Below are 16,818 nucleotides of genomic sequence, written 5' to 3' on the forward strand. Positions count from 1 at the left end.
GCGCGTCCGTCGTGCCTTCCCTGCTGCCTTCCCTGCTGCCCATGCTGCTTTGGCTGGCGTCGGTGTACGGCGTCGCCAGCGTGGTGTGCTTCATCGTCTACGCGGCCGACAAATCGTCCGCCGTCGAACATCGCCGGCGCATACCTGAACGCATTTTGCTGCTGGCGGGGCTGGCCTGCGGCTGGCCGGGCGGCCTGCTGGCGCAGCGCTGGCTGCGGCATAAAACCGCCAAGACCTCGTTCCAGATCGCCTTCTGGTGCAGCGTCGCCTTCAACGTCGCCGCCGTCTGGTGGCTGTGCACTCTCTACTGAGGAAATCGAACGATGTTGCAAGGCGTGTTGTGCGGTTTGCTGGCGGGGGCAATGTGGGGCATGGTGTTCATCGTGCCGGCGTTCCTGACCTCCTTCACGGCGCTGGAGATGGCCTGCGGGCGCTATATCGCCTATGGCGTCATCGCCGCCGGCCTGATGCTGCCACGCCTGCCCGCGCTGCTGCGCCGACTTGACCGTGGCGACGTGGCAGCGATGGTCAAACACGCGCTGGCCGGTAACATCGTCTACTACATGCTGCTTGCGCTGGGCGTGCAGCTGGCCGGCGTGTCGGCGACATCGCTGATCATCGGCGTGCTGCCGATATCGGTCACGCTGATGGGGCAAAAGGATCACGGCTCGGTGCCGCTCAAGCAGCTGATGCTGCCGCTGTTGCTGGTGGCGGCGGGCATCGTCTGCATCAACATCGACGTCTTCACGCACACGCAAGGGCAGGCAGCGCCACTGGTCGACAAGCTGCTCGGCGTGCTGTGCGCGGTCGGCGCGCTGCTGTGCTGGACCTGGTACTCGGTCGACAACGCGCGCTACCTGAAACGCAACCCGCATTTCAGCAGCGGCGAGTGGTCGGCGTTGTATGGCGTGTCGAGCGGCTTGATCGCGCTGGTCATCGCGCTGCCGGCACTGGCGCTGTTCCATGCGGACGTCACCGGCGCCGGCGCGCTGGCCAGTGGGCGCGACTGGACGCTGTTCTGGATCGTCAACGGCCTGCTCGCGCTGGGAGCGTCGGTGATCGGCAATCATCTGTGGAATGTCGCCAGCCGCAAGGTGCCGCTGACGTTATCGGGTCAACTGATCCTGTTCGAAACGCTGTTCGCGCTGCTATATGGTTTCATCTATAAACAGCAGCTGCCGCGCGGGCTGGAGGTGGCGGCGATGGTGTTGCTGGCCGTTGGCGTCATGTGGTCGGTGCGCATCCACGCGCTGGACGATGCCAGTGAGGCGCATGCGGGCTGACCTGTCGGGTGTAGCTTCCGGGTCAGTCCAGCAGACCGTTCTCGCTCAGCACATCCTGGATCAGTTCCAGCCGCAGCACCGGATTCTCCTGCAGCAACAAGCGCTGCTTCTCCTCCAGGTCCAGCCGCAGCAACTCGCACCAGCGATTGGCCACCCAGCCGGCTTCATCGAGCCGATAAGGTGGTGCCAATGGCATCTTCGCGGTGGAGATCTGTTTCTTTTGCAGCGAGCGGATCAACGCGCCCAGCGCATTGGCGACATCCTGCTGCTCGGTGGGAACGGGCACGACCATATCCTCGGCGACGGCGTCGACTTCCGCCATCCACAAGCCATGCTTGAGTTGCTCGGCCGACTTGACCTGAAACCGCGTCGTGCCGATGCACGATACCTGCAGCAGTCCCGGCAACGGCGCGGTCCACTCGACGATGCGCGCCATCGTCCCGGCGTCCGACAAGGTTTCCTGCTTGTCCGGCACGCGGATTTCGGTCCCCTCCACCAGCGATACCACGCCAAACTCCTCGCCGCTCGCGATGCAGCGCTTGATCATATCCAGATAACGCACTTCAAACACTTGCAACGGCAAATGTCCATCCGGAAATAGGATTGTATTCAGCGGGAATAAGGGAATAGATGACATCCCATTATCATCTCATGAAACAGCCGGGCTCGGCGAACATGACTTGCAGGACGTGTGGAAAGACCGGACAAAGCACGGCTACTTTCATCACAAAAGCAACGCCTATTGGCGCCGCATGCACTGCGGCAGCTGTTTGTGACAACGCGCGCGGTGCGCCACTGGCGGACTAGATCTGTTCGGCGGCGATTATTCGAGCGGCCCGCCGTATAGAGATCGCTTTTAGGCCTCAATCGCCTCGGCATGGTCTGAATCAAGAGAAACAGCGAACCATGCCGAGAGAATAAGCGTGCTCGAAGACGGCATCAATGCGGCGGGTGTGCGCCCCCCCCGGCGGAACGGCGGCCACAAAACAAAAGCCGGTGCCGGGTTTATCGACGATAAACCAGAGTACACCGGCTTCCGATGAATTACTTAATCAGAAACTGATTTTTGTCTTTGCCTTCGAGCCATTTTGGCGCGCGGCCACGGCCGGTCCAGGTTTGGCCGGTGGCGTCGTCGCGGTATTTGGTCGGCACCGGCGCGCGCGTTTTGACTGGTTTAACTTTGGTCACGGCGCCCAGATCCGCCACGGTCAGGCCATACTCGCGCATGATGGCGGTGACTTGCTCTTTCGCCTTGGCGATTTCGTTTTTGCGCGCGGTCTCCGCCAGGTTTTCAAGTTCGGCGATCTTCGCTTTGTATTCTTGGTAAGTCGTCATCTTATTTTTCCTCTTATCGGCTGGTTAGTTTCTAAAATACCACATGTGAGAATGTGTGAGAATTTTATAAAGCGCAATTTACCATAACTTTGCCTTGATTCTCCAGACTTATACGTGCGAAATACCAATATAGCGATAAATATGAATATTTTCCACAACTCCGCAATCGAAACACGACGAAATTCGGGGCCTCCGGCTGAGAATCCGGCCGAAAGTCCAGTAATAAAGAATAGTGACAACCAGCTCACGTCATTACCATTTCCGCGTTGGTGCGATGGTAATCCGGAGTGAATACGGTGGCAATGGCTGTGGAATGCGGCGCGAATACTGCTGGAATAAGTCAGCAAGAAATGCTTGCCGAGCGCTTGCCCGGTCAATTAATTGTGGATGTTGCGCTCAGGCGCACAAAGGCCGTGGCTCGATGCCTTCGGCCACCACCTTGCGTATCAGATTGGCGAGCCTGCATGTGGCCGGACCGGCCACCTCCGGATTGGCGACGATCAGCGACAACGATAGCTTGCGGCGCTGCCCCACCCGCAGCGGCAGCGGTTTGAGCAGGCCCTGATCCAGCTGCGCCTGCATTTTGTGCTCGGCCAGCCAGCCGAAGCCGATACCGTTGCAAATCATCTCCATGCGCGTTTGTGGATTGGTTACGCTCCAGCGCTGGTCGGTATTGATCCAGCCGTGATCGCGCGGATTCAAGGTGCCCGAATCGCGCACGACGATTTGCAGATTGCGGGTCAGGTCCTCCATCTCCAGCTCCCGCCCGAGCGCGTGCAGTGGATGACAAGGATGGGCGACGGCGACGAAGTGGATATCCATCAGGGCGTCGCCAAGGAAGCCGGCCGGAACGCGGCTGGCGATGGCGATATCGACCCGCTTATCGAGCAACGCGTCTTCGGAGCCGGACAGCACCGTTTCCTCCAGATTGACGCGGGTTTGCTTGGCCCAGGGCTCGAACTCGCGCATCACCTGCACCAACAGCTGAACCGGGAACAGGCTGTCGACGGCAATGCTGATCTGCGGCTCCCAACCTTCGGCCAGGCTGCCGGCCAGTTGTTCGAGCTGGAAGGCGCCGCCGAGCAGCTCGCGCGCCTTGTTCAGCAGCGCCGTGCCGTTCGGCGTGAGGCGGGCGCGGCGGCCGTCGATTTCCAGCAGTTCGACGCCCAGTTGCTCTTGCAGCTTGGCCACCATGTAGCTGACCGAGGACTGGCTGCGGTGCAAAGCCTCGGCCGCCTGCGCGTAACCGCCGCATTCAACGATCGCTTGCAACACCTGCCATTGTTCCAGCGTGCTCTTGGGGATTTTCATCGGTGTTCCGCGCCTGAAGTTCAGCGAAGAATCATACCACCGGCCCCGGCGCCCGGATCAGAAGCGCCGTTCCACCGTCACCCGGAACTGGGTCTCGCCGTCGGCCACGGACGCGCGGTTGAGCGTGCCACGGGCATCCGAATAGATGCTTTCCGTCGTGTAGTCCTGCGCCAGCAAATTGGACACCGCAAAGCGCAAGCTGTTTTCCTTATCCAGTTTGACCAGCGCGTAGACGTCGAGGTCGCGCCGCACCGAGTTGTAGGCGCTCTGCGTCTCGCTCAAGCGCGCCATGCCGCCGTTGCGGAAGCTCAGGCTGCTGCCGGTGCTGAGCATGCCGTCCGGGCTTTTGTAGTCCACGCCAAGCGTGGCGCTCAGCGGGACCTGCTGGTCCAGGCGGTTGTCCGGACCCGGCACGCTATCGACCTGCGACCAGTTGCGGCTGATACTGGCGCGCAGGTCGAGCGCCGGCGCGTGGTCCATCACCACGCGCAGCGGGAACTTGACCTCGAGCTCGATACCGCGCGTTTCGGCGCGGCCGTCGTTGATCAGCGTCGACACCCAACGGTCGCCCTCCTGCACCAATCCCTGGTGCATATAATCTTCGATGCGGCGGATCGACGCGCTTGCGCTCAGCATGCCGCCGTCGCCCCAGTAGTGCTCGAACGAAGCATCGAGGCCCAGCGCCACTTCCGGCTTCAGGCGCGGATTGCCGCGACGGTCCGGGTCCAGGCGGCTGTTGTTGGCCGACGTGAAGCGGCGCGGCACCAGGTTGGCCGTGGACGGCGCCTTGTAGGTGCGGGTCAGCGCCAGGCGCACCTGGTCCTTCTTGTTCGGCAGTTTGAACAACGTCTGGAACAGCGGACTGAGCACGCTTGAGCGCTGGCTCACGCGCTCGAGATTGACGCCTTCAATTTCCGTCTGCAGCCCTTCCCAGCGCACGCCGGTGTAGATCGACCAGCGCGGCGTCACATTCCACTCATCCTGCCCGTAGACGGCCACCCGGGTCGCCCTGGCGGAAAAATCCTCGTCGTTGTTGTCCGGCGGCAGACTGCCCGCAATCGGCAATTCGCGCTGGATGCGGGTATCGTCGCGGTCCGTGAGGCCGGCGTCCCAGCCCAGCGCCAGCGCGTGCTCCGTTGGCGCTTCTTCCGATCCCTCGGCCTGCGTGCCGAAGGTCAGCGGCGTCGAGTATTTGCCTTGCGTGCTGTAGCTCAGCTCGCCGCTGTGCGATTCCACGGTGCGGTACAGGTTAGGCGAGCCGTCGCGGTTGCCGCCCAATTGCAGCGACATGCCGGTGTTGCGGTTCTTGGCGACGCCCACTTTGATATCCAGCTTGGCGCCCTCGGCCATCTTGTGCACCCAGTTCAGATCGGTGCGGCCGTAGCCGTTGTGGCTGCTGAAGGTATTGTCGATGCGGTCGAAGTTCGGACCTTCGTCTGCGGCCAGGTTCACCGTGGTGCGGCCGTGGCTGTTGCTTTCAAAGCGGTTCAGATTGACAAAGGTCTGCGAGGTCAACGTATCGCCGCCCGCCAGCGTCCAGTTGATGCGCGGCGCCAGGTTGAAGCCGTCCGAACGGCCCTGATCCTGCCAGGTGCCGGTACGGTCGACGTTCGGCACGCCGGCTGCATCGGTGCCGAACTCGGTCGATGGCGTCATGCGGTTATACATATAGCGCCAAGCGTTGGCGCCGAACGAGTACGACATGTCCTCGCGCTTGTCCGACAGTTGGATGCTGGCGCTCGGCGAGCTGAACTTGCTGCCCTTGGCGCCGCTGACTTTTAGTTCGTGCTGGGCCACCTTCACGGATTTCTTCAGCACGATGTTGATGGTGCCGGCGATCGACTGCGTGCTGAACTCGGCGCTGGCCGCGCGCAGCACTTCGATGCGTTCGATCACGTCGGGCGCCAGGTTGTCGATGGAAAAACCGGCCGGCGCGCGTTCGCCGTTGATCAGGATCTGGGTGTAGCCGGCGCCCAGGCCGCGCATGCGGATCTCGCCGCCCGACCGCCCCGCCGCGCCGCCGACAGTGATACCGGGCAACCGCTTGAGGACATCGTTGACCGAGGTGTCGCCGTATTTCTGGATCTCCTCGCTGCCGACGACGATCTTGCTAGCGGTATCATCGCGGCGTGCGTCGTAGCTCGCGGCGCTGCCTTTGATGCGCACCGTCTGCATCGGCGCGGCGGCGGGCTGTGCCGCCGTCGGCTTGCCGTCGGCCGGCACGGGCGCCTCGGCGGATTCGACTGCCGCTGCCACGATATCGGCGCGGGCGCCGGCAGCGAAACATAAGCAAAGGACGGCCGCAGCGGTCTGCGTCAAACGGAGTTGGCGGGCAGGCATCATAAAATGGCAAGTGGGAGACGAGAGAGAACGGCCATTATGCCTTGATTCGAACGAAAGTTTCCTTAATCCAAGATAACGTGTCCCCGATTAGCGAATTTTCATAAACATAAATAGTGAAAAAATGAATAGACGCGTGAATAGACCGGAATAGGTAAATCGCCCCGGCCGGGGCGTTATAATGCTCGATCGCTATTTTGTATGGATTGCCATCGTGTCCCGACTTGCCGTTCTGCCGCAATACCTGCTCCCCAAGGGAGCGTTGACCAACTTCGCCGGCCGCGTTGCGGGGGCCAAGGGCGGCGCCATGACCACGCGCCTGATACGCTGGTTCGTCGGCAAATACGACGTCAACATGGGCGAGGCGCTCAATCCGGACATCGCCAGCTATGCCAGCTTCAATGAATTTTTCACCCGCGCGCTGCACCCGGACGCCCGCCCGCTCGCCAATGCCGACTTCATCTGTCCAGTCGACGGCCGCATCAGCCAGTTCGGCGCGATCGACGACGACCAGATCTTCCAGGCCAAGGGCCACAAGTTCAGCACCAACGCGCTGGTCGGCGGCGACGCCACGTTGGCCGCCAAGTTCCAGCATGGCAGCTTCGCCAACCTGTATCTGAGCCCGCGCGACTATCACCGCATCCACATGCCTTGCGACGGCAAGCTGACGCGTATGATCTACATTCCGGGCGAGCTGTTCTCGGTGAATCCGACCACCGCGCGCGGCATTCCCGGCTTGTTCGCCCGCAACGAGCGCGTGGTCTGCGTGTTCGATACCGCCAACGGTCCGTTCGTCATGACCTTGGTCGGCGCCACCATCGTCGGCAGCATGGCAACGGTCTGGCACGGGGTGATCAATCCGCCGCGCCTGGCGAAGGTGACCGAATGGACGTATGCCGATCAGAACATTTTGCTGAAAAAAGGCGATGAACTGGGCCGATTCCTGCTGGGATCGACCGTGGTCATGCTGTTCCCGAAGGACACAATGAGCTTCAATCCCGCGTGGCAGCCGGCTGGTCCGGTCAAGCTGGGCGAGATGATGGCCGATTTAAAGTAATTGGCGCTATCAGGGTAGCTGCCGGTCGAACGCCTCCTCCAGCATATCCAGAAACACCCGGGTCTTGGCCGGCATCAAGCGCCGGCCCGGGAACACCGCCCACCCCGTCACCTCGGGGAACGACCATTCCGGCAACACCCGCACCAACGTCCCCGCTTTTAAAAACGGCGCCGCAATTGCCTCGGTCGAGACGCCGATCCCGACCCCGTTGCTGACCATGCGCACGATCATCTCCGGCGAATTGCCCATTAGCCTAACCGGCAACTCGCGCTCCCAGCGCACCTTGCCGCGCAGCAGCGTCCACCGTATCAAACCGTTCATACGCGGCGGCAAACTCAACAAATCGTGCTTGAACAAATCGTCCGGGTGCTCGGGCAGCCCGCGCAAGCTGGTATAGGCCGGCGAGGCATACAGCGCCAGCGAACTGAAGGTGATGCGCCGCGCGGCCAGCGAAGCATCGTCCGGCAGATTGCCCATGCGGATGGCCAGGTCGAAATTCTCGGCAACCAGGTCCACCCGGCGCGGCGACAAATCGAGCTCCAGCGAGATGGCCGGATAGCGGTGCATGAATTGCGCCATCATTTCGCTGACACCCACGCTGGCGAAGTCCGCCGGCATCGATACCCGGAGCAAACCGCTCGGCGCGCCCTGCCGGTGCTGCGCCAGCGCGCCGGCCGCCTCGGTTTCGTCGGCCACCTTGCGCGCGTGCTCCAGCAAACTCGCGCCGAACTCGGTCAGCACCAGCTTGCGCGTGGTGCGCTGAAGCAGGCGCTCGCCCAGATGCGCCTCCAGCAGCGAAATCCGGCGCGACACCGTCGACTTCGGCAACTGCACCCGCTCGGCCGCCAGGCTGAAGCTGCCACATTCAACGATGCGGGCGAATAACAGCAGGTCGCCAGGGTCTATTTCCACGTCACGCTCCTCGATTGTTCCATCAATGGATTAATGTTATCCATTTTAACGGCTTCCGCATTGGTTTTGAAACGATTAAAGTAACTCCATCGCAGCAAACAAACCAACAACCACATACAGGAGCAACACCATGAACATCTTGCAAATCAACTCCAGCGCCCGCAGCACCGGTTCCGAATCGACCCGCATGGCCGACAGCATCGTCGCCAAACTGCAAGCCGGCAATCCCGACGCGACCGTGGTGCGCCGCGATCTGGCGGCCCACCCGCATCCAGTGCTGGACGAGCCGACCTTGCAAGCGCTGTTCACCCCGGCCGACCAACGCAGCGCCGAGCAAGCCGCCCGCGTGGCCCTGGACGACGCCCTGATCGCCCAGGTGCAAGCGGCCGACGCCATTGTCATCGGTTCGCCGATGTACAACTTCGGCGTGACCGTGCAGCTGAAATCGTGGTTCGACGCGATTGCCCGTGCCGGCGTGACGTTCAAGTACGGTCCGACCGGCCCGGTCGGCCTGCTGACCGGCAAAAAAGTCTACGTCGCCGTGGCGCGTGGCGGCCTGCACAAGGATGGTCCGAACGATGTCCAGCTGGCGCACCTGAAGACTTTCCTGGGCTTTGTCGGCCTGACCGACGTCCAGTTCTTCTTCGCCGAAGGCATGGGCATGGGCCCGGACGCGGTCGCCAAGGCGCAAGCCCTGGCTGACGCCGACATCAATTCGGTACTGGTATAAATTCATCGATCGCGCCGGGTGGCGCGGTCCGTAAAGGAGAGAGTCAATGAGCAAGGTATTTAACAACGTCGCAAGCGATCGCGTACTACAAGAACGCACCGTGGAACGCGTGATCACCGGCCAAGCCGTGTCCGACGGCGCCGGCGTCAAGATCAACCGCGTCTTGACCCAGCCCCTGCAGCGCCGCCTCGACCCGTTCCTGATGCTGGACAACTTCGGTAGCGACCAGGCCAGCGACTACCTGGCCGGCTTCCCGAGCCACCCGCATCGCGGCTTCGAAACCGTCACCTACATGCTCGAAGGCCGGATGCGCCACAAGGACAGCAGCGGCAACGAAGGGCTGCTGACCAACGGCGGCGTGCAATGGATGACCGCCGGCCGTGGCGTGATCCACTCGGAAATGCCGGAGCAGGAAGAAGGCATGATGTCGGGATTCCAGCTGTGGCTGAACCTGCCCGCCAAGGACAAGATGCGCGATCCGTGGTATCGCGACTTCAACGGCGACGAAGTACCCGTCTTCACCACGGCAAATGGCGCGAAAGTGAAAGTGATTGCCGGTAGCAGCCATGGCGTCGATGGCGCCGTGCAGCGCGAAGTGACCGAGCCGATCTATATTGACGTCGATCTGCCGGCCGGCGCCTCGTTCAGCCAGGCGCTGCCGCAAGGCCACAACGCCTTCATCTTCGCGTATCGCGGTTCGGTGCGCGTGGGCGACAAGGATGTAGCGTCGGGCAAAATGGCAATCCTGGCCAACACGGTGGGCGCCGACGGCGTGAACATCCATGCGACCGACGCCAGCCGCTTTATTCTGGTGGCGGGCAAGCCGTTGAACGAGCCGATCGCGCAATACGGCCCGTTCGTGATGAACACGCAGGCCGAAGTCTTCGCCGCCGTCGAGGACTTCCGCGCCGGGAAACTGGGTGAGGAAGCCCACGTCTAAACCGTTACAACCGCCGCCGGGCATGCGTTGCCCGGGGCGGCCTCCTCCCGTCTGCGGCTGGGTTAAAATGCTGCCATGATGCCCACTATTCTTAAATGGTTACGCTATCTCAGCCACGTCCTCGGCTTCGAGACGGCCGATTCCTTCCCGCCCGGCCACCCGTACGAACGCACGCGCTGGAACGGCGCCTATTTCGACATCGCCTCCGACGTCAAACCCGACCAGATCGAGAGCCGTCTGTGCGACGCGATCAGCAACACGCCGCTGGTGTTCGGCTACATCACCAATCCCACGCCGCGCATGCAGCGCACTTTGCTGGCGATGCTGGAAGAGCGCATGCGCAACAACCGTGGCCGCGCCAGCGAATTGGCCGCGCTGCTGGTCAACGCTTACGACAGCCCGCACATCACCGAAATCATTCCCGGTCTGCGCGCGGCCATCGCCGGCACGCGTCAGGACGACATGGGCGAGCGCGCCCGCAGCGTCATGGCTTTCCTCGGCTCGACCCAATCGCCGTTCGACGTGATCGAGATGAACTAGGCGGCGACCGCTTCCGTGGCCCCCTTCGGCCTGGCGAAATTGCCCGGGACGAAGCGGTCGCGCAATTTCATAAACGGCGTCTCCACCAGCAGGAACAGAAGCCAGCCGACCAGGACACTGGCCAGGCTCATGATGGCGATCGCCTGCCACGTATCCGGCCCCCAGCCATAGCCGCGCAAGGGCACGCGCAGCAGCACGCACAGCTGCTTGTGCGTCAGGTAAATCGCGTAGGACCACAGCGCGATGCTGGCCGCGCCCGGCACGCGCCAGCGCTGCAGCAGCGATCCGGGACTGAGCGCCGCGATCAGCAACAAGGTGAAGCCCACGCCCAGCATCGGATAACCAATCACCGTCATCACGTGGCCGTAGTGATCTTCCAGCAACATCGACCAGGTCAGCGCCAGCACGCCTGCCCCTGCGGCCAGCGCCCAGTTGCCGCGCGACGTGATGACCTTCCAGGCGCCGCCGTGGTAGTTCTTCACCAGTGCCAACGCCACGCCGAACACCAGCTCATCGAAGCGGCACCAGGAGGCGTAATAGATATTGGTGTAGTAATAGAGGCCGCCGAGGCCGGCTTCCTCGTTCCATAAATAACCGCGCACCGCCATGCCGGCCAGCAGGGTGCCGATCACCGCGACCCAAGCCCAAAGCAACGACTTGCGGCAAGCCGCGATCAACAACGCCACCGCCGGCAGCAGCACGTAGAACTGCTCCTCGACGCACAGCGACCATGCGTGCGAAAAGGCCGTCCCCGGCGTCAGCTGGATATTTTGCGTGAAGGTGATGAACTTCCACAGCGGCGGCAGCACGCTCTCCCCGCGCCAATACGGCCACAAGGCATACAGCGCCAGCACAAAGTAGAAATTCGGCAGCGTGCGCAGGAAGCGGCGCGCGTAAAAACGCGGCAACGAAAACCGCTCCGGCCCGGTCTGGCGCTGTATCCCCGACAGGATCTGGTTGCCGATCAAATAGCCGCTCAGCGCGAAGAACAGGTCCACGCCGGCCCAGCCGATCTCGCTCATCCAGCCGAAGGTGGGCCGGAAGCTGACGAAGATCATGTAGTGATTCATGAACACCAGAACGATCGCAAGCGCGCGCAAGGTATCGAGGCCGACGTTGCGGCCGTGGTCGCGGGCAGTAAGCTGAAGATTCATGCCCCGCATCTTACAGCGCCGCGCTGTTTTCCCAAAGTCAGGGCGAGATCACCATGACCAGCGTTTGATCGGCCAGTGTCAGCACGGCGGTGCAATCCTCGGCGATCGCGTAGTTCTGGCTGTGGGTCGAATAATAATTGGTCGCGCCCAGGCAAATGCAATCGATCGCCGCGCTGATGCGCGTGCTGATGGTGTACGCCGGCAGCAGCAGATCCGGCGCAGTGACGAACTTGAGCACCAGATCCTGCCCGGTACTATTCAGAAAGACGGTCTTGGACGGCTTGACGGTCTTAAGCGTGGGGATCTCGGTGAATTGAATGGTCGGCACTAGAGCACCCTGAATAAACCGGTTGGTAAACCGTCGTTGCTACGGGCCAGGTCGACATGAATCTTCTTGCCGTCATCGACAGGCAATACGCTCGATGAGAGTTGCCTGAGGTTATAGCCGGCGAAGTCCCCGCCCAGGAAGGCCTCCTCCGATGGCGAGAGCCAGCTCAGCGACGCCAAACCGCTGGCGACGATGGCTTGGCAACTGGCAGCGGACCCGTAGATGCCGATCTGATAATGCGGCTCGCCCGGCCGCGCCGCATTGAACGCCTGATTGACCCCTTCGAAATAGCGCGTGATGGGACCGGCGATATCCTCGTCGGTGGGATGGCAGTCGACCTCGAAATAGATGGCCGAACCCGATGGCTGCGTAATGGCCGATTGCGCCATCAGGTACGCGGCGGCGCCGTCCGCCAATCCCTGCGCACGACTGAACGAATGCAAATGCGCGCCGATGGTCTCCCAGACCACGCCGATCTGAATGCCGGCGTCGGTCAGCGCCCTCGCCTCCGCCAGCGACAAGTTCTTGCCGGCATGGTGACTGTAATAGCGAATGGCGAAATCGATTCCTTGTTGCTTAATTGGTATCGCGTGCTGGGTCAGCTCGAACGGAGCTTTGACGCCGGTTAAAACAACCATGGGACCTCCGTGGGATGCAGGGTTAAGTTTGAATTCATGGGCTTGGGGCCTGTTCGGCGACTTCGATGCTTACCTGATAACCGTCGTCCGGCACGCGGATGCGCAAGGGATTTTGATGGCCTTCGACCTCGTAATAATCACTCAGCCGGTTGCGCAAACGCGCCAACTGGACAGCGGCGGCCAGGTCCATTCCAAAGCTGCAGCCCGGCCCCGAACGGGCGCCGGCGGCGATCGCTGCATCAGCGCCTTGATACTTTTGGTTACCATGGTCACGGACCAGGTGGTCCAGTAGCGCGCAGCAGCGTTGCGACGCCGCGAAGGTGCGACTGACCGCGATGCGGCGCAGCTCGGCCTGCACATCGTTAGGATGGGGAACGGAAGCGGCGCCGGCGTACCGACCGCGCGAAGACACAACAGTGAGTGCAGAATGTTTAATAGTTTCCCCAGCCTAATGTTAATATTCATTAAAGATACAGATTTGAACTAACTGTACGGATTAACTATACAAATGGCCTTCTGGAAACCTTCGGAGTGCTAACTGTTTGATTTAAAAGTTTTTATTCATGGGCAAAGAAGGTTAGAGTGAACCGTAAAAGCTTCCGTTTTGGTCAGTGGCGCGTCGATCCGGCCACCAACACGCTCAGTTTTGGTGTGCTTAGCCGGCAGCTGGAACCCCGCGCAATGGATGTTTTGTTACATTTTTGCAAGCACCCGCACGACGTCGTCTCGGCCGACGCGCTGCTGGACGCCTGCTGGGGCGATACCCCGGCGAGCGACAACGCGGTTCACAAAATCATCACCCAGCTGCGCCGCGCGCTCGACGACTCGGCCGCCGAGCCGCGCTATATCGAAACTATTCGTAAGCGTGGTTACCGCCTGTTAGCCGAGCTCAGCTACGACGACGACGTCAGCAACGGCAGCTGGACGCACGCCTCCCCGTTCCGGGGTCTGGAAGCTTTCGAGGAACAACACGCGGCCATCTTCTTCGGCCGCAAGCTCAGCGTCGACCAGTTGGTGCAGGTGGTGGTGGCGCAAGTCCAGGCGGCTTGCGCGATGGTGCTGGTGCTCGGACCGTCGGGGGCCGGCAAGACTTCGCTGGTCCAGGCTGGATTGATTCCGGCGCTGAAGGCCGGCGCCGCGCCGGCGGAATCCGGACTGGCGATCAGCGACCATGTGCAGCTCGATTGCGCCGACATGGGGCAGTCGGGCCTGCTGGAAACGCTTGCCAGCGTGCTGCTCGACGCGGAAATCGACGACCGCCTGCTGTTTGAAAACACCAGCGCCGCCACCCTCGCGCAATATATGGCGCAGGATTTGCCGGGTTTGGTCGAACAGTTGCAAAAACGGCTGCCAACAATCCGGCTGGCGGTGTTCATCGACCGTTTCGAGGCAATCTTCCGCCTGCCACATATTAGTGAGCAGGAGCGCGCCGTCTTCATCAACGTGCTGGACCAACTGGCGCGCTCCGGATGTGTGCTGTTGGTTTTGGCTTGCCGCAACGATTTCTACCCGCACTTGACGGCCTACCCAGCGCTGATGAGCATGAAACTGCGCGGTGGCCATTTTGACCTGACGCCGCCCGGCAGCGCAGATATCGCACAGATCATCCGCCATCCGGCGCAGGTGGCGGAGTTGCGCTACACGGTCGACGGGCATGGCGAGAGTCTGGACGAAATACTGATCAGCGCCGCCAAGGCGGGACCGGACACATTACCGTTGTTGCAATACTGTCTACAAGAACTGTATCGCCAGCGCAGTCCCGATGGGGAGTTGAGCCACAAGGCTTACCACGATATGGGGGGCTTGGAGGGCGCAATCGGTGCGCGCGCCGAACAAGTAATTTCCGAATTGGGTGCATCCCAGATCGCCGCCCTGCCCCAGCTCTTGTCGCGGTTGGTGCTCGTGGCCGAGGACGAATCGACGGTCACATCCCGCCGCGTGTTGTGGACATCATTGAGCAGCGACGATGAGATCAAGTTAGTGCAAGCACTGGTCGACGCCCACCTCTTCGTCAGCGATCTGCACGGCGGAGCTCCCGCCTTCGGTATCGCCCACGAAGCCCTGCTGCGCCGCTGGCCGCGCGTGGTCGCCTGGATCGACGAGCACCGCCAAGCGCTACAGACGCGTAGCCGCATTAGCGCCCAAGCCAAACGCTGGCAGGACAGCGGCCGCAAGCGCGACATGCTGCTGCCCTCCGGAACCCAGGCAAATCAGGCGCGCCAATTAATAAAAACAACCGGATTCAGCTTCACCCAACAAGAACAGGATTTCGTCCAAGCCTCGCTGGTGGGCGTCCGCCATGGCGAACGGCTGCGGCTAGGAATCACGTTTGCAATGGCGACGCTGGCAGTGTTGGCCGTTGGTCTCGGCCTAGCAGCGCGCTCGGCGCAAACCCAGGCAGAAACGCACAGGACCGAAGCCGAGGGGCTTATGGGTTATATGCTGGGCGAATTTGTTGAGAAACTGCGCCCGCTAGGAAAGCTGGACTTGCTCGACAGTGTCAGTGGTCGCGCTCTGTCGTATCTATCCGATTCATCGCGCGTCGGCGATAGCGAGGCGGCGCTGGCGCAGCGTGCAAAATCACTGCAGCTGATTTCCGAAGTGCGGATCGCGCGCTCCGATCCAGCCGGCGCGAAGACCGCCCTGTTAGCGGGACGTCAGATTTTGCAGCAACAGCTCCACGCGAGGCCCATAGACGCCGCCTTGCTAAAAAGTGCTGGAGAAAACGCCTTTTGGCTGGGACAGATTCATTATGAACAAAAAGAATGGCCGGAAGCGCGGCGATACTTCGACGAGTATTTGGCTTATGCAAACCGCCAATCGGAAGCGTATCCCGACGACGTCAGTGCCTGGATAGAGCAATCCTATGCGCATAACAGCTTGGGTACCCTGGCGTTGCAGCGTGGCGATACCCGAAGCGCGGCGAGCGAGTTTGCGTTGTCGGTCGCGCTCAAAACGCGCGCCTACGCCATCACGCCCGATGAAAAGCAACTAGCGGCAGACTTGGCAGATAGTCTTTCCTGGCAAGCCAGCGCCCAATTGCGATTAGGGCAACTTGTTCAATCAGAGTCCCTTTACCACCGTGCCCTGGCCATATTGGAACCGCTGCATAAAACCCATCCAGAAGATACATTGTGGATTGAACAACTGGCCGGCGTATGGTCGCGCCAGTCCGAGCTGAAACAAGCGCGCGGCGATCTAAGTGGCAGTTTTAAAGATGCACAAATCGCATTTTCGCTGTCACAAAAAATGGTCGAAAAAGACCCGGGCAATCTCGATTGGCGCCGCAAAATGCATGTTGCTGAACTGCGCGTCATTGACACGGACGACGAACAAAAGCCAGTCCAATTATTAAATCGGCTGGATAAGCTGCAGCAAGTTGTTGCCCAAATGAGCAATCTTGAGCCCAAATCGGTCAACCTGCAAATAATGATAGCGAAACTAAATCAAAGAAAAGCGGCGCTACTGATGCAACAAGCCCAGTTGATGCTCGCTTCGCAAAGCTTGCAGCCTGCCCTCAATACGCTAACACGACTCAGCTCAACATCTCCGACGGACATCACTATCCGGGATGCAAGGATTGACGCCCTGCTGCTCGCTGCCGATCTGCGCTCCCTGCAAAACGAATCAGATGGGACTGAACATTGCGAGAGCGTACGCGCAATACTGATTCGGTCTATCCCGGGAAGCTCGGACTTCCAACTACTCGCCCCTTGGGTTAAAGCACATGCGTGCCTCAACCAAAACGATCAAGTAAAAACCGTCAAAAAGCAACTCGAGACGATGTCCTATCGCGACGTGAACTACCTGAAGTATTTATCCACCCACCCAGCAAAGAAAGCGACCTCATGACTACATTTCCAGCATCTACTTCGTTCGTCAACATTCTGGTTTTTGTCAAGCCTAGTGCGATCACCCCAGGTAGTTACGACGTTGTAACGGCGCCAGCTGTGCCAGTGATCACTGAAACAGACACGGTCGTCAACTACCAGATTTTCGACACGGATGGGTACGACATTATCTTTACGGGCATGTCCGTTATTCCGGAAAGCAACAATCAACTCAGCACCGCCAGCGTCAGCGTCAGCGGAAAATTGCTGACGTTCAGTGACGCAAACACAGAAAAGATGAACATGAATATCACTCTCAAATTCCAGGACCGGCTCAAGCCAGAGATCGTATTCAGTCACGATCCGCAGATTAGCAACCGTCCACCAGCCTAAACATTTTATTCCTGCCGGCGCAAGTAG

17 protein-coding genes are annotated in these 16,818 nt (G+C 60.8%); 8 read left to right on the forward strand and 9 right to left on the reverse strand.

Going from position 1 to position 16,818, the window contains the following annotated elements; genetic code table 11:
- Window positions 1-11 precede the first annotated feature (11 nt).
- Window positions 12-311: a DUF1294 domain-containing protein gene (locus ACZ0BA_RS11310; protein WP_463451377.1), complete on the forward strand. Its 300-nt coding sequence runs from the start codon at window positions 12-14 to the stop codon at window positions 309-311.
- A gap of 12 nt (window positions 312-323) precedes the next feature.
- On the forward strand, window positions 324-1,283 hold the full coding sequence (locus ACZ0BA_RS11315; RefSeq protein ID WP_463451378.1) for a DMT family transporter: 960 nt from the start codon (window positions 324-326) through the stop codon (window positions 1,281-1,283).
- A 22-nt stretch (window positions 1,284-1,305) separates the two neighbouring features.
- Here ACZ0BA_RS11315 and ACZ0BA_RS11320 read toward each other — a convergent pair whose 3' ends face one another.
- The 4 genes from ACZ0BA_RS11320 to ACZ0BA_RS11335 all read right to left on the reverse strand — a co-directional run bounded on the left by ACZ0BA_RS11320 (window position 1,306) and on the right by ACZ0BA_RS11335 (window position 6,185).
- Window positions 1,306-1,920: an LON peptidase substrate-binding domain-containing protein gene (locus ACZ0BA_RS11320; RefSeq protein WP_463451379.1), complete on the reverse strand. Its 615-nt coding sequence runs from the start codon at window positions 1,918-1,920 to the stop codon at window positions 1,306-1,308.
- Between the two features lie 407 nt (window positions 1,921-2,327).
- Window positions 2,328-2,618: an H-NS histone family protein gene (locus ACZ0BA_RS11325; RefSeq protein ID WP_463451380.1), complete on the reverse strand. Its 291-nt coding sequence runs from the start codon at window positions 2,616-2,618 to the stop codon at window positions 2,328-2,330.
- 396 nt (window positions 2,619-3,014) lie between these two features.
- Complete coding sequence (locus ACZ0BA_RS11330; RefSeq protein ID WP_463451381.1) at window positions 3,015-3,929, reverse strand: LysR family transcriptional regulator; 915 nt, start codon at window positions 3,927-3,929, stop codon at window positions 3,015-3,017.
- A gap of 57 nt (window positions 3,930-3,986) precedes the next feature.
- A complete protein-coding gene (locus ACZ0BA_RS11335; protein WP_463451382.1) occupies window positions 3,987-6,185 on the reverse strand; it encodes a TonB-dependent receptor plug domain-containing protein in 2,199 nt (732 codons plus the stop codon).
- A gap of 295 nt (window positions 6,186-6,480) precedes the next feature.
- Here ACZ0BA_RS11335 and asd point away from each other — a divergent pair, with 295 nt between their 5' ends.
- Complete coding sequence (gene asd / locus ACZ0BA_RS11340) at window positions 6,481-7,326, forward strand: archaetidylserine decarboxylase (RefSeq protein WP_463454743.1); 846 nt, start codon at window positions 6,481-6,483, stop codon at window positions 7,324-7,326.
- Between the two features lie 9 nt (window positions 7,327-7,335).
- On the opposite strand, the gene ACZ0BA_RS11345 is transcribed toward asd, so the two are convergent.
- Entirely contained in the window at window positions 7,336-8,238 is a 903-nt protein-coding gene (locus ACZ0BA_RS11345; RefSeq protein ID WP_463451383.1) for a LysR family transcriptional regulator, read from the reverse strand.
- 130 nt (window positions 8,239-8,368) lie between these two features.
- On the opposite strand from ACZ0BA_RS11345, the gene ACZ0BA_RS11350 reads away from it, so the two are divergent.
- The 3 genes from ACZ0BA_RS11350 to ACZ0BA_RS11360 all read left to right on the forward strand — a co-directional run bounded on the left by ACZ0BA_RS11350 (window position 8,369) and on the right by ACZ0BA_RS11360 (window position 10,448).
- Window positions 8,369-8,968, forward strand: coding sequence for an FMN-dependent NADH-azoreductase (locus tag ACZ0BA_RS11350; RefSeq protein ID WP_463451384.1), 600 nt, complete (start codon window positions 8,369-8,371; stop codon window positions 8,966-8,968).
- A gap of 46 nt (window positions 8,969-9,014) precedes the next feature.
- Window positions 9,015-9,908 carry a pirin family protein gene (locus ACZ0BA_RS11355; RefSeq protein WP_463451385.1) on the forward strand — a complete coding sequence of 298 codons (894 nt, stop codon included), beginning with the start codon at window positions 9,015-9,017 and terminating at the stop codon, window positions 9,906-9,908.
- A gap of 75 nt (window positions 9,909-9,983) precedes the next feature.
- On the forward strand, window positions 9,984-10,448 hold the full coding sequence (locus tag ACZ0BA_RS11360) for a hypothetical protein (RefSeq protein ID WP_463451386.1): 465 nt from the start codon (window positions 9,984-9,986) through the stop codon (window positions 10,446-10,448).
- Here ACZ0BA_RS11360 and ACZ0BA_RS11365 read toward each other — a convergent pair.
- Genes ACZ0BA_RS11365 through ACZ0BA_RS11380 form a run of 4 tightly spaced genes read right to left on the reverse strand, consistent with a single transcriptional unit; the run spans window position 10,445 to window position 12,980 of the window.
- Entirely contained in the window at window positions 10,445-11,602 is a 1,158-nt protein-coding gene (locus ACZ0BA_RS11365) for an acyltransferase family protein (RefSeq protein ID WP_463451387.1), read from the reverse strand. The genes ACZ0BA_RS11360 and ACZ0BA_RS11365 overlap by 4 nt on opposite strands.
- Before the next feature lie 37 nt (window positions 11,603-11,639).
- Window positions 11,640-11,930 (reverse strand): hypothetical protein, encoded by a 291-nt coding sequence (locus tag ACZ0BA_RS11370; RefSeq protein WP_463451388.1) that lies wholly within the window; start codon window positions 11,928-11,930, stop codon window positions 11,640-11,642.
- A complete protein-coding gene (locus ACZ0BA_RS11375) occupies window positions 11,930-12,568 on the reverse strand; it encodes a DUF1906 domain-containing protein (RefSeq protein WP_463451389.1) in 639 nt (212 codons plus the stop codon). Before ACZ0BA_RS11375 ends, ACZ0BA_RS11370 begins: the two co-directional genes overlap by 1 nt.
- Before the next feature lie 34 nt (window positions 12,569-12,602).
- Window positions 12,603-12,980: a hypothetical protein gene (locus ACZ0BA_RS11380; protein WP_463451390.1), complete on the reverse strand. Its 378-nt coding sequence runs from the start codon at window positions 12,978-12,980 to the stop codon at window positions 12,603-12,605.
- A gap of 170 nt (window positions 12,981-13,150) precedes the next feature.
- Between ACZ0BA_RS11380 and ACZ0BA_RS11385 the strand changes: the two genes are divergently transcribed.
- Window positions 13,151-16,420, forward strand: a complete 3,270-nt coding sequence (locus ACZ0BA_RS11385; RefSeq protein ID WP_463451391.1) for an nSTAND1 domain-containing NTPase — start codon at window positions 13,151-13,153, stop codon at window positions 16,418-16,420.
- A complete protein-coding gene (locus tag ACZ0BA_RS11390; protein WP_463451392.1) occupies window positions 16,417-16,791 on the forward strand; it encodes a DP-EP family protein in 375 nt (124 codons plus the stop codon). Before ACZ0BA_RS11385 ends, ACZ0BA_RS11390 begins: the two co-directional genes overlap by 4 nt.
- The last annotated feature ends 27 nt before the right edge of the window (window positions 16,792-16,818 follow it).

The sequence above is a fragment of the Duganella sp. AC917 genome (assembly GCF_979258245.1).

Bases quoted from the DNA above. Each gene is read 5' to 3' on its own strand.
- ACZ0BA_RS11320 (WP_463451379.1), bottom strand. From the start codon at position 1,920: ATGTCATCTATTCCCTTATTCCCGCTGAATACAATCCTATTTCCGGAT.
- ACZ0BA_RS11365 (WP_463451387.1), bottom strand. From the start codon at position 11,602: ATGAATCTTCAGCTTACTGCCCGCGACCACGGCCGCAACGTCGGCCTC.
- ACZ0BA_RS11360 (WP_463451386.1), top strand. From the start codon at position 9,984: ATGATGCCCACTATTCTTAAATGGTTACGCTATCTCAGCCACGTCCTC.
- ACZ0BA_RS11325 (WP_463451380.1), bottom strand. From the start codon at position 2,618: ATGACGACTTACCAAGAATACAAAGCGAAGATCGCCGAACTTGAAAAC.
- ACZ0BA_RS11375 (WP_463451389.1), bottom strand. From the start codon at position 12,568: ATGGTTGTTTTAACCGGCGTCAAAGCTCCGTTCGAGCTGACCCAGCAC.
- ACZ0BA_RS11330 (WP_463451381.1), bottom strand. From the start codon at position 3,929: ATGAAAATCCCCAAGAGCACGCTGGAACAATGGCAGGTGTTGCAAGCG.
- ACZ0BA_RS11350 (WP_463451384.1), top strand. From the start codon at position 8,369: ATGAACATCTTGCAAATCAACTCCAGCGCCCGCAGCACCGGTTCCGAA.
- ACZ0BA_RS11390 (WP_463451392.1), top strand. From the start codon at position 16,417: ATGACTACATTTCCAGCATCTACTTCGTTCGTCAACATTCTGGTTTTT.
- ACZ0BA_RS11355 (WP_463451385.1), top strand. From the start codon at position 9,015: ATGAGCAAGGTATTTAACAACGTCGCAAGCGATCGCGTACTACAAGAA.
- ACZ0BA_RS11315 (WP_463451378.1), top strand. From the start codon at position 324: ATGTTGCAAGGCGTGTTGTGCGGTTTGCTGGCGGGGGCAATGTGGGGC.